The 12,246-nt window shown below is 40.8% G+C and carries 11 protein-coding genes; 7 read left to right on the top strand and 4 right to left on the bottom strand.

Annotation, left to right across the window (positions count from 1 at the left end):
* Nucleotides 1-254 (bottom strand): IS3 family transposase (locus H605_RS0113875; protein WP_029054782.1); only part of this gene is annotated, 254 nt, incomplete at its 3' end.
* Between the two features lie 123 nt (nucleotides 255-377).
* Entirely contained in the window at nucleotides 378-2,606 is a 2,229-nt protein-coding gene (locus tag H605_RS0113870; RefSeq protein WP_051210599.1) for an S-layer homology domain-containing protein, read from the bottom strand.
* Nucleotides 2,607-2,752: 146 nt separating this feature from the next.
* On the opposite strand from H605_RS0113870, the gene H605_RS0113865 reads away from it, so the two are divergent.
* Complete coding sequence (locus tag H605_RS0113865; RefSeq protein WP_029054780.1) at nucleotides 2,753-3,937, top strand: MalY/PatB family protein; 1,185 nt, start codon at nucleotides 2,753-2,755, stop codon at nucleotides 3,935-3,937.
* A gap of 57 nt (nucleotides 3,938-3,994) precedes the next feature.
* Here the strand turns inward: H605_RS0113865 and H605_RS0113860 are convergent, their stop codons facing one another.
* Both H605_RS0113860 and nfsA read right to left on the bottom strand, forming a co-directional pair.
* On the bottom strand, nucleotides 3,995-5,188 hold the full coding sequence (locus H605_RS0113860; RefSeq protein WP_029054779.1) for a class I SAM-dependent methyltransferase: 1,194 nt from the start codon (nucleotides 5,186-5,188) through the stop codon (nucleotides 3,995-3,997).
* 22 nt (nucleotides 5,189-5,210) lie between these two features.
* On the bottom strand, nucleotides 5,211-5,942 hold the full coding sequence (nfsA, locus tag H605_RS0113855; RefSeq protein ID WP_029054778.1) for an oxygen-insensitive NADPH nitroreductase: 732 nt from the start codon (nucleotides 5,940-5,942) through the stop codon (nucleotides 5,211-5,213).
* Between the two features lie 277 nt (nucleotides 5,943-6,219).
* Here nfsA and H605_RS17940 point away from each other — a divergent pair, with 277 nt between their 5' ends.
* The 6 genes from H605_RS17940 to H605_RS0113825 all read left to right on the top strand — a co-directional run bounded on the left by H605_RS17940 (nucleotide 6,220) and on the right by H605_RS0113825 (nucleotide 12,246).
* A complete protein-coding gene (locus tag H605_RS17940) occupies nucleotides 6,220-6,921 on the top strand; it encodes a VOC family protein (protein ID WP_051210598.1) in 702 nt (233 codons plus the stop codon).
* Between the two features lie 51 nt (nucleotides 6,922-6,972).
* Entirely contained in the window at nucleotides 6,973-8,241 is a 1,269-nt protein-coding gene (gene hflX / locus H605_RS0113845; RefSeq protein WP_029054777.1) for a GTPase HflX, read from the top strand.
* A 255-nt stretch (nucleotides 8,242-8,496) separates the two neighbouring features.
* Nucleotides 8,497-9,360 carry a DUF6612 family protein gene (locus tag H605_RS0113840; RefSeq protein ID WP_029054776.1) on the top strand — a complete coding sequence of 288 codons (864 nt, stop codon included), beginning with the start codon at nucleotides 8,497-8,499 and terminating at the stop codon, nucleotides 9,358-9,360.
* A 234-nt stretch (nucleotides 9,361-9,594) separates the two neighbouring features.
* Nucleotides 9,595-10,545: an ABC transporter permease gene (locus tag H605_RS0113835; protein ID WP_029054775.1), complete on the top strand. Its 951-nt coding sequence runs from the start codon at nucleotides 9,595-9,597 to the stop codon at nucleotides 10,543-10,545.
* Entirely contained in the window at nucleotides 10,538-11,488 is a 951-nt protein-coding gene (locus H605_RS0113830) for an iron chelate uptake ABC transporter family permease subunit (RefSeq protein ID WP_029054774.1), read from the top strand. The genes H605_RS0113835 and H605_RS0113830 overlap by 8 nt, the downstream gene beginning before the upstream one ends.
* Nucleotides 11,485-12,246, top strand: coding sequence for an iron ABC transporter ATP-binding protein (locus tag H605_RS0113825; protein WP_029054773.1), 762 nt, complete (start codon nucleotides 11,485-11,487; stop codon nucleotides 12,244-12,246). The genes H605_RS0113830 and H605_RS0113825 overlap by 4 nt, the downstream gene beginning before the upstream one ends.

The raw sequence follows: 12,246 nt of genomic DNA, 5'->3' as shown, positions 1-12,246 counted from the left end.
AAATGAGACATCTGTCGTTCTTTCTTGTCCGCTTCACTCGAAAGTTCTGGCCCATGACCGAAGGTATATTGTTTACCTATCGGTTGATCAAAACGATATATTTCATTTGCACGATACCATCTCATCCAGGTTTCAATCTGGGATTTATTTTTGACTCCGTGCTTCTCCATAATTTCTTTAGTTGTTAATTCCCCACTCAATTTATCTTTGACAACTGCCCATTTTACTTCGCTTGAATATACGTTTTTGCCCACGCAAAAACACCTCCGTTGTAAGTACTTTTTACAAGTGTACCACTTCGAAGGTGTTTTATATTGTCTCAAAAATTTAGGTTAGCCCACTGCACAGTGTGCAAGGGTCGCTCTTTTTCATTGTGCTTATAAAGCGTCGGTGACTTCATCGCCATCTGGTAGATACTCGTATAATCCAATTTCCTTCAAGCCCTTTTTAATTTTTGTCGTATAGCCAAGTTTTTCGTTGGATAGGAAGGTAGCCTTGGAAATAATTAGTTGCTCCAGGGTAGGCAAGTAACTTGGATCGATTTGTTGCCAAAGTTGATAGGATTCAATCAAGTCTTCCAGTGTCAAATGTTTATAATCATCCCCCTCAAAAGTCGATTCTGGAGAAATCTTATACCAAATATCTCCGTTATCACGAATCCATTTATCTTTTTGATAGACAATGGCTCGCTGGATATTGCGTGCTGTTTCGAGATATTGCCAATCCCCGAACTCTTGGTAAGATAGGAGTAGAATATTCATACCACCGAGTGCATGGTTCATGGATGTATGGGTAGTAACTTTCTGTTTGATTGGAAAGTAATCCGCAATGTAATAGGCATCGCTAGCTACTCTATTAATATTGCCTTTTCGTTGTTGTGAAACGAGTAGATCAGCATAGTTACGCAATGGTTCATTCGCTGAAGGGATCCCGAACTCACCACCGATATTATAATAGAATAAAGCGATTTGTTCATTGAAACGCGTATCAATGAATGGTGCGTGAATATCATACAAATTTTTGAGATACGTACTGGTTACTTCTGTTTCCCAGTAGGCCTTGTCCTGCTTGAAGTTTTTCAAATTGACGAAAGCATTATAGACTAGATTTTCAAAATAACGTCCTTTATTTTCATGATAAAGTGTCAATGCGCGATCTTCTTTCAGCATCAATAAAGTACGTCCGTAGTTTTGACCTGAAACGGGCATTGGTTCTGTCGAGTCCGCCAGTTTATTATATGAACCATCTGCAGTGTACCAATTATTTCGCTTCTTGTGATTCTGACTAGTTTCTCTCATCCACTTAAATATATCATTCTTTGAATTAAACAATGGTTCGTCCGAATCGACATACCAGTGATCAGCAATTTCCCCTGAATCGGCTTGAAGTGTGTAGGAGGATAATAGTGTTTTTCCAGCTAACGCATAGGTGAAGTTCTCTTGCTCTTCAATAAGTTCACGCGAAACGCTTTGTTCGTCATTATCATAGCGGAGAGATAATTGTTTGGATAGATAAGCCTGTCCAATCATCCGCTCTTCTACTGAGCCATCTGTCTTAATGAAGCGCAACAACCCTGTTGGATAAGTTGTCATATCCGCATCGGTCAAATCCGTGTTTTCACGCATGAGTGGATAGCGATCATAGCGGAATAAATTAAAACGGGCAATATCCTCTTCTTTTTGAAGTACTTCTACCGTAATAGTTGCGTCTGTTGGATTGTTGAGTTCCGAGAATACAAATACATCTTCATTAGGTAATTCACGAACAGTTAGTTTAATTTCTGCCCCATCTGTTCCAACTGCATACGTATACGTACTATCTCGTGAAAATCCATAATTAATTTGTGTAAAGTCTTTATATTCAAATGCTTCCTCCGAGCGTAAATAAAGGGGGTGAGTACTGAATGGTACACTCCCTAAATGATTTCCAGGTACACTTTTACTATAGGCAACGGACTCTTCAGGAGCGGTAAGTGTGAATTGCTTCGTGTGTTTTATACGATTGGTTTCCACTAGTATCCGATGCAGTGCTTTTGAAAAGTATGCTCGCGATACGATCGAGTCTCCATAATGAAGATACTCCTCTACTTGAGGAAACGTATAAACAGGAATGTTTTGTAATGTAGCTCGATCCGAACTAGAAGGCCAACTAGTAGATAACACTTTAGCGAAGTCCTTTTCCATATCAAAGGCCGTAATGAGTGAATTCCATAGCTCTGTCTTCGTCAATGGTTCATCAAAGCCGAAAACTCCACGTTCGCTTGGTTGGATCCAACCGTTTTCGACAGCAGTCAAAGCAAAACGTGCTTTATCCGATCCCCAAGCGATATCTGAAAAACCATAAGATTTATCAATGAATTTTGATCCGAAGATTTTAGATAAAGATACAGCAGCTTGCCCCTTTGTTAGTGGCGTTTCAGGGTGGAACTGCATATCGAAATTGCCTGTGATGACTTTCATTTCATCCAGCTGCATGATTTCATTTTTTGCCCAGTGGTGATTAGGGACGTCTATATATTTTACGTCTGTCATTTGTGCGCTGACAGACTGATAGGAACAAATGAAAAATAGTGTTGTTAAAACGATTGCGTTATTCCATTTTCTCACTTTCATGACCTCCAACTAAATATCGCTTCAATACTTTAGTATACCCCAAAAGAAATCATAACGACAACGGAGGAAGCAAAAGGGGACATATGATACAATCGGAATAGATTGACTACTATGAAATTGATAACAGAGGAGGTTTCTATATGAATAAAGAAGAGTTTTTGGAACGTTATGCAATTGATCGAAAGGGTACGAACTCGCTGAAATGGGACAAGCTGGAGGAACGTTTCGGCGATGCAGACTTACTTGCCGCCTGGGTAGCAGATATGGAATTTAAAGCACCAGAGCAAGTGATCGAGGCGTTGAAAGAAAAAGTGGACTTTGGGGTGTTCGGTTATACATATGCACCTGAATCATATTTTGAAGCGTTCATTAATTGGGAACGTGAGCATCATGGTTATGAAGTGAAAGAGGAATGGATGCGTTTTTCAACAGGCGTCGTGACGGCATTATATTGGTTTGTGAATGCATTTACGAAACCTCAGGATGCAGTGATGATTCTATCTCCGGTCTATTATCCTTTCGCCAACGCAGTGAAAGATACTGGCCGTACACTGATAAGCAGCGAACTCATTAATACGGCAGGCGTTTACACAATAGATTTTGAAGACTTTGAAAAGCAAATACTTGAGAATGACGTGAAATTATTCATTCATTGTACACCGCATAATCCCGTTGGTCGTGTGTGGACAGCAGAGGAAGCAGAGAAACTCTTGTCAATCTGTGAAAAACATGACGTACTGGTTGTCTCGGATGAAATCCATCATGATATGACGTTTGGCGATCATACACATATACCATCTGCAATTGTCGCTGGAGGGAGGTACTCTGAGCGTGTCATTACAGTAACTTCTGCTTCCAAAACATTCAACTTGGCGGGCTTGTTAACTTCTCAAATTATCATTGAAAATGAAGCGTTGCTGGAGCAGTTCGATACATTTGTGAATTCCGTGAATCAAACAGAAGTGAATATGTTAGGTATGACGGCTGCAGAGGCGGCGTATAATTATGGTGCAGACTGGCTTGAAGGATTACGAGAAGTCGTGAAGTCGAATGAACGCTATGCAGTCGAACAGTTCGCAGAGCATGCGCCTAAGTTAATCGTTACGCCATTGGAAGGTACGTACCTATTGTGGATTGACTTGCGTGCACATATCCAGCCAGACAGTGTAAAAGAATTTGTGCAAGATACATGTAAACTGGCAATCGACTACGGAGAGTGGTTTGGGGAAAACTCGAAAGGCTTCATTCGTTTAAATCTTGGGACGGAACCGAACTATATTAAACAAGCAGTGGACCGCATCATCGAGCACTTGCCGCAATCATAAGTTTGATAAAAAGATCACCGTATCGTCAATGAGACGTTGCGGTGATCTTTTATGTTGTTAAATAGTATGATTGTCATCTGCTGGTAGAAAACCGAGCAAAGGCTGCAGTTCATTCTCTAAGAAAGGCTTCGCCTGCAACATATTTCTGAATGCAACGTAACGAGTAATTTGCTCTGGAGTTGGTTGTTTAGTAGTGCGGTAAGCGCGTATCAAGATGTTCTTCGGTGTGTGCTCCATATCGATGAACTCCACAAGTTGTGCTTCATAGCCAACTAATTTTAGCAACTCTGCGCGGATGGAATCAGTTGCGAGTGCAGCAAAACGTTCTTTTACTAGACCATGCTGCAACATGATGTCGAGTGCCGGAGCTTGAACTTGTGAAAACAGCTCATGCTGACAGCAAGGAACTGATAGTATGACGGAAGCTCCCCAGTTGACTGCTTTAGCCAACGCCATATCTGTCGCTACATCACATGCGTGAAGCGTGACGACCATATCGACTGCGGTATCGCCATCATATTCATTGATATCACCAACTAGAAATTCTAGCTGATCATATTGCAGATCACGTGCGATTTCCTGGCATTCTTCAATGACTTCTTTTTTAAGATCTAGCCCCGTTACCCGAATATCCAAGCCTTTTTCGATTCGCAAGTAATGATACAGTGCGAACGTCAAATAAGATTTACCCGATCCGAAATCAAGTATGCGAATCGGACGGTCTTTCGGCAAGTGGGAAAGCGTGTCATCAATCAGTTCGACGAAGCGATTAATCTGCCGAAACTTATCATGTTTTTGATTTTTGACCTTACCTTCAGGTGTTTGAACGCCCAGACGAACAAGAAATGGGTAAGGCGTGCCTTCATTCAAAGCATAATTTTTCGTACGATTATGCGCGTAGTCAACGGTCTTCTCTGTATTAAGGAAAATTCGTTTAATCGAAACTTTCATCTTCTTGGATATTTGAATCTGCATCGTTTCATCTGATAAATCAATATGGAATTGCTTAAAGGTTTTTAAAGCATCGTGCAGAGGTTGCGCCACATCTTCAAGTGCCACATTATCATGCTTGAGAACACGTTCATGCTGATATTCAAATTGAATGTAAAATTCACCTTTTAGTTCAAGCGGTTTTAATTTAATTCGCTTCACATCATTGGATTTCATTCGTGGACCACTAATTGTCGCACGGATGAATGTTCCATCTGTCATGCGTCGCTGGAGTAGTTCCAGCACGTCATCTACTGACATCGTTTGACACTCCTGTCTGTCTTCAGTTCAATAAGAATCCTTGCTTTTGTAAGAATGCCTGAAGATCCGTTCTTCTTGGTGATTCAAGGAAATCAGCCATTTCTTTTGTCCACATCGCATCACGCTGATTGGAGTCACGGCTCGCATAGTATTCTTTCATGATTTCGTCATATGCTGGTAATAGATCAGTATACTTTTCTTCGTTATACGTGTTTTCATGCAAAATGGCTTCTACAGGTAAACGTGGTTTGACTCCATTGGATTCATTTGGAACACCGATAGACAATCCGAATAGAGGCACAACACCTTTAGGCAATTCCAGAACTTCTGAAATTTCCTCCATCGCATTCCGTACACCGCCGATATAGCAAATACCATAGCCTTTTGATTCGGCAGCAATGACGACATTTTGCGCGAAAAGACCGACATCGATCGCGCCAACTAATACATTTTCCGCTACGGTATAGTCAATTTCCTGACCATGTAAACGGGCAGCATGAGATAATCGGTTATAGTCCATACAAAATACTAATACTGCGCCGGCTGTATAGAATTGGCGACGGTTCTTGGACAGCTCAGCCAACTGGCCGCGTTTTTCAGTGTCCGTTACATACATTACCGTGCATGCTTGCACGAAATGAGAACTTGCTGCATGCTGACCTGCTTTCACTAATTCCATAACGGTCTCTCTTGAAATCGGTTCATCTTTATAACGTCGAACCGATGAGTGAGATTTTAATAAATTGATTACCATACAATCCCTCCGCATTCGTTTTCATCAGAACATATATCTTTCTGAAACTCTCCTTTTATCCTACACTATTCTGACCTTTCGGGAAACACTGAAGCTTATTTTGACTGTTGCTGATCTTATATGATGTAAGGTGTTCTTTCATCATAGTTCCGTATCGTGTATTCATCACGCACACACATAACGGATGAGGCAAAACATAAAGGTCGGGGAATCCCGATTGGTAGGACAGGTTTGATATGATAGAAGGAAATCATCTATTTAGGAGGGCATGCTTACTATGAAACTCGACCACCTCGTCTATTTCACTCAGAATGATGTTCAAAGTATTGTCAATGAACAACGTGCAAAAGGTAATCCGGCAGTAGTTGGTGGAAAACATGAAGACTGGGGAACAGAAAATGCGTTATTGTATGCTGATAATGTCTATATCGAGTGGCTGACAGTAGAAGATGAAGACAAAGCGAGAATAGCAGCAGAGGAGCAACCGCTTATTGCTCAATATTTTCATGATCGGCCATATGGTGATGGCTGGGCAACTGTCTGTTTTTCCGTCGAGGATATGGAACAATGGAAAGATGAACTCGATAATAAAGGTTTCACGACAACTAAAATTCTCAAAGCTTCACGAAAAACAGAAAATGGTGAGTTGCTTCGCTGGAAGATGCTGTTTATTGAACAAAGTGTCTCCAATGAATTGCCGTATCCATTCTTCATCGAATGGGAAGAACCCGAAGCAAAGCGACAAGCTCGCCTTGCGAAGACGGGTGCGCGAACGACTTTCCATCAGCAGCAAAAAATCTCTGAATGTATTTTCCATGTGGAAGACCCGTTACGAGAATCCGGTGAATGGGCAATATTATTATCACAGAAAGTTGGAGATGTACATGATATCCAAATCGGAGGCGTTGTCTTGCGATTTATAGAAAAAAATGGAACAGCACAACGTTTGGCGGAGATTCATTATACATCGAACGATTAGCAAATAGAACGAAGGGTAAACTATATATAAAGATGTCGGGAGGATGCTAGCATGGATGTGTTAATTGAAAAGGCCATAATAGTTGGCGTACATGAGCAGAAGGATTTGCACTTTGAATATGCGATGGAAGAACTGAAGAATTTGGCAGAAGCCATCAATGTGGAAGTACTAGGTGAAGTGACACAGAATTTGGAACGGAAAAATCCTTCTACTTATATTGGAAGAGGGAAGATCGATGAAATCCGTGATATGTATGAAGAAACCGAAGCGAATTTATTAATCTTTAATGATGAATTATCACCTTCACAGTTACGAAATCTGGAAAGAGATCTAGAATGTAAAATCATTGACCGTACTATGCTAATATTGGATATCTTTGCGAGGCGGGCACGCAACCGAGAAGCGCAGATGCAAGTTGAATTAGCACAACTGCAATATACTCTGCCACGACTCGTCGGACTACGTGCATCACTCAGCAGGCAAGGTGGCGGCACGGGAGGCGGCTTACAGAATAAAGGAGCCGGAGAAACGAAGCTTGAGCTTGATCGTCGGAAAATTGAAGATCAGATAGCGAAGCTTCGCCGTGAACTCGAGCATGTAAGTGATCAACGAGAAACACAGCGGAAACAGCGTGTCAGAAGCGGCATACCTGTAGTGTCGATTGTAGGTTATACAAACGCCGGGAAATCCACGTTGATGAATCGATTGCTGCAATTTACGGATGTGGATGAATCTAAAGAAGTCCGTGAAAAAGATATGCTATTTGCAACGCTCGAAACCGCTGTAAGAAAGATCAAGCTGCATGATAAAAAAGAATTTATTTTAACGGATACCGTAGGGTTCGTTTCCAAACTCCCACACCATCTTGTCCAAGCATTCCGTTCGACACTAGAAGAAGCCAAGAATGCCGACTTATTGTTGCATGTTGTGGACGTTTCCGACGAAGAACATGGTCATATGATGGACGTTACTAATGAAACGCTAGGAGATATTGGCGTGAAAAGTATTCCTACTATCAACATATATAATAAATCGGACTTGACTGAAATCTCCTATCCACGTATAAAAGATCAGAGTATTTGGATGTCGGCTGGCGAAGATAAAGGAATACCTGAATTACTAACATTGATCCAACAAAATTTATTCCGACAATATGTCACGTGTAAATTAATGATTCCATACGACCGCGGAGAAATCGTTGCACATCTCAATGAAAATGCGTCGATTAAAGATACAACGTACGAAGAAGAAGGTACATTGATAACTGTAGAAATGCCAGCAAGTGAATGTGAACGTCTACAAGAATTTATTCTAAATTGAATATAAAAAAGGGCTGCATGCGCAATGCATGCAGCCAAATCCTTTTATCTTTATAAGAAGAGAAAGGGGGTGGGATGCTTCTAGTTTGCCCGATTACCCGGAATCTAAACCTCTTGATGAATATTAAAATATTCAGTATATTAACTTACGGTTTTCCCTTTGTTTTATGTTTAATATAAAAAGGTGAATCTGAGGAATTTTCCTTAATCAATAGTGCAACTAAGCGAGAACAATATATAAGGAGTGATGAACTATATGAAAAAATGGACAACTATTCTTACAGCAGGAACGCTAACATTTGTCTTAAGCGCCTGTGGCCAAACTGCTGAACCTAAAGAAGATCCTATGACAGGGGAAAAAGAAGAAGTGGTCGTGAAAAGTGAACTGACAGCCGGTGAAGTAATGGAAAAAGCAAATGCGGCAGCTGAAACACAGCAAAGTATGCATTCTGATATGGAAATGAGGAAAACAGTAGAAATGGGGGATGAGAAGCAAGACATTAATTCAACAATTGATATGGATATGATTCTTGAACCGCTTGCTATGCGCCAAACCATGAATATGCAAGTTGGCGGTGAAGAAATGGCGATAGAACAGTATATGACAGAAGAAGGTTTCTTCATGAAGGATCCACAATCAGGTGGTTGGATCAAGCTACCGAATGAACTGTATGAGGAAGTCACTGGTCAAATGGCGGGAGTGACTGAATCACCAGTGGACTTCACTATGTTTAAAGAATACGCAGAAGATTTTACATTTGAAGAGACTAACGATGAATACGTTTTGACATTGATAGGTTCTGGTGAAAAGTTTAGTGAGCTCATGCAGGAGATGTTGGAGAAGCACATGCCGGCAGGAGCAGATGAAGCCAAGTTGGAAGAAACAGATATAAAAGTAGAAAAAGTCGATCTACAATTCACTATTGATAAAAAGACTTTCTTCACAAAAGACTTTGACATGGATATGGTCATGACAATGGACGAGCAAGGTCAGCAAGTTAAAGTCACGCAGAATATGAAGGGTACCATGACAAAGATCAATGAGATTGATGAAATCAAAGTACCAAAAGAAATATTGGATAACGCCCAAGAAATGGACCAAGTAATGAATCAGCAGTAAATGAATACGCCGTTTTCCGTGTCATACGGAAAACGGTTTTTTCGTATAATCTCATGCGTTTAAATAAATAACGGGAAATAAGTCCCCAAATATGCATTTTTAAAAAAGTGTTGATAACGATTTTCATTTAGATATTGACATCATATGCAAAACGCGGTAATGTTGTTGTTGAGCGAATGATAATCATTTTCATTTAAATGAGAAATGCTCAAATATTCGATATCGGAGTTCTTCATGAAGAAACGTTACTTAATTACAGCAGTTATACTTTTATCATTTCTTTCGCTGTTCGTAGGCGCAAGCCGAATTACACCAGCGGACCTATTGGACTGGCGGTCAGAAGCGACAGAAATTTTCTTGATTAGTCGATTTCCTAGATTAGTCGCGATATTACTAGCAGGTGCAGGGATGAGTATTGCAGGTTTGATTATGCAACAATTGAGCCGCAATAAATTTGTATCACCTACCACTGCAGGGACGTTGGATGCGACTAAACTTGGAATCTTAGTGTCTATGTTGATCTTTACCAACGCAACACTATTAGAAAAGATGGCGGTATCGTTTACATTCGCCTTACTTGGTACATTTTTGTTTATGCAAATTCTTGATCGTATTAAATTCAAAGATGCGATTTTCATTCCGCTTGTTGGATTGATGTTCGGGAGTATCTTATCTTCCATCACCACATTTTTTGCATTTAAAGCCAACGTGATCCAGAATATGTCTGCTTGGCTTCAAGGAGATTTTTCCATGATCATGAAAGGCCGTTATGAGCTTTTGTATATTAGTATACCCGTGTTGATCATTACATATTTATATGCGAATAGATTTACAGTGGCAGGTATGGGAGAAGACTTTTCCAAGAACTTAGGACTCGCTTACAAGAGTATCGTCAATATCGGGTTGGTCTTAGTCGCATTGATTACGACAACGGTTGTTTTGACAGTGGGACTGATTCCTTTCTTAGGGTTAATCATTCCGAACATCGTCTCTATCTTCAAAGGAGACCATTTACAAAAGACCTTGCCGCATACTGCATTGCTAGGCGCGATTTTCCTTCTTATTTGTGACATTCTAGGCAGGATTATTATATTCCCGTATGAAATCTCGATCAGTTTAATGGTCGGTGTCATCGGAAGCGCAATCTTCCTGTTCTTGCTGTTTAGGGGGAAAGCCTATGCGTAACTCTACGAAGCTATTAATTTTGTTGGCATTTTCATTAGTCTTTTGCGGATTATATCTGTTTCAAGGTTTGAACGGCAGCTATGACTATGCACTTCCTAGAAGAGCAATCAAAGTGGTGGCGATGATTTTAACAGGTGTGGCAGTGGCATATTCCACAGTTATTTTCCAAACCATCACGCATAACCGCATTTTGACGCCAAGTATTATGGGATTAGATTCACTCTATATCCTGCTGCAAACCGTTCTCATATTCTTTTTCGGATCCACTTCATTTGTCCTGATCAACCAGCAGTTTAACTTCATGCTGTCGGTAGGTGCGATGATATTGTTCGCCTTACTGCTCTATCACTTCTTATTCGGAAAAGGGAACCGGCCGATTTATTTCTTACTGCTAGTCGGTATCATCGTCGGTACATTTTTCGGAAGTATCTCGACGTTCCTGCAAGTGATGATTGATCCGAATGAATTTTTGCGTGTGCAAGATAAGATGTTTGCGAGTTTCAACAATATCAACGGGGATCTCGTATGGTGGGCATTATCAATATTGGTTATCACACTAATTATCGGTTGGCGCTATATCAATGAACTCGATGTTTTATCATTGGGACGCGATACAGCAATCAATCTAGGTGTGCCGTATCAGTCGGTCGTCAAGATCATGCTGATTTTATCGGCAGTACTGATTGCGGTGTCCACGGCACTTGTAGGTCCGATTACATTTTTCGGATTAATCGTAGCTAACTTGTCCTACCAATTCTTTAACACGTTCAAGCATTCGGTGTTAATTGCCGGTGCTGCATTGATGAGTGTCATTGCATTAGTTGGCGGACAGTGGATGGTTGAACGTCTATTCTCTTTCTCGACCACACTCAGTGTGATCATTAACTTTGTCGGTGGCATGTACTTTATCTACTTATTATTAAAGGAGAGTCGATCTTCATGATTCAAGTTCGTGAGATAACGAAGTTTTATGGGAAAAAAGCAGTCGTCGAAAAGGTCAGTGTGAATATTCACCGTGGAAAAATCACATCATTCATTGGACCGAACGGGGCTGGTAAATCTACTCTTCTGTCGATGGTAAGTCGATTAATGGATGCTGACACCGGTGAAGTATTGCTCGATAAAAGCAAGGTGAAAAATATGAAGTCTAATGATTTTGCTAAGCGCGTCGCGATATTAAAGCAATCTAACTTCATGAATGTCAAACTTACCATCCGTGAACTTGTTTCGTTCGGCCGTTTCCCGCACTGTAAGGGCCGTCTTCACGAAGAAGATGAACGGATGGTGGATCAAGCGTTGGAGTATATGGGCCTGATAGACATGCAAGAAGCATATTTGGATGAATTATCCGGTGGTCAGCGTCAGCGAGCGTTCATTGCGATGACGATTGCACAAGACACCGATTATATTCTGCTCGATGAACCACTGAATAACCTGGACATGAAACACTCCGTGCAAATCATGAAAATCTTGCGTCAGCTTGTCGACGATCTTGGCAAAACGGTGGTCATCGTCTTGCATGACATCAACTTTGCCTCTGTCTACTCAGACCGCATCGTTGCGTTAAAGAACGGAAAAGTCGTCAAGGACGGAGTAACAAACGATATTATCACCTCAGATTCATTACGCGAAATTTATGATATGGAAATTCCCATTCAACAAATGAAAGATTGCCGTATTTGTGTGTATTTTAACTCTTAA

Source organism: Sporosarcina ureae DSM 2281 (genome assembly GCF_000425545.1).
Lineage (GTDB): Bacteria > Bacillota > Bacilli > Bacillales_A > Planococcaceae > Sporosarcina > Sporosarcina ureae.
Note: the sequence above shows the minus strand (reverse complement) of the source record. Positions and strands in the feature narration are given on the sequence as shown.

What these genes read in the sequence shown, in the direction of transcription:
- hflX (WP_029054777.1), top strand. Translation starts at nt 6,973, where the DNA reads ATGGATGTGTTAATTGAAAAGGCCATAATAGTTGGCGTACATGAGCAG.
- H605_RS17940 (WP_051210598.1), top strand. Translation starts at nt 6,220, where the DNA reads ATGAAACTCGACCACCTCGTCTATTTCACTCAGAATGATGTTCAAAGT.
- H605_RS0113840 (WP_029054776.1), top strand. Translation starts at nt 8,497, where the DNA reads ATGAAAAAATGGACAACTATTCTTACAGCAGGAACGCTAACATTTGTC.
- H605_RS0113825 (WP_029054773.1), top strand. Translation starts at nt 11,485, where the DNA reads ATGATTCAAGTTCGTGAGATAACGAAGTTTTATGGGAAAAAAGCAGTC.
- H605_RS0113865 (WP_029054780.1), top strand. Translation starts at nt 2,753, where the DNA reads ATGAATAAAGAAGAGTTTTTGGAACGTTATGCAATTGATCGAAAGGGT.
- H605_RS0113835 (WP_029054775.1), top strand. Translation starts at nt 9,595, where the DNA reads ATGAAGAAACGTTACTTAATTACAGCAGTTATACTTTTATCATTTCTT.
- H605_RS0113860 (WP_029054779.1), bottom strand. Translation starts at nt 5,188, where the DNA reads ATGTCAGTAGATGACGTGCTGGAACTACTCCAGCGACGCATGACAGAT.
- nfsA (WP_029054778.1), bottom strand. Translation starts at nt 5,942, where the DNA reads ATGGTAATCAATTTATTAAAATCTCACTCATCGGTTCGACGTTATAAA.
- H605_RS0113830 (WP_029054774.1), top strand. Translation starts at nt 10,538, where the DNA reads ATGCGTAACTCTACGAAGCTATTAATTTTGTTGGCATTTTCATTAGTC.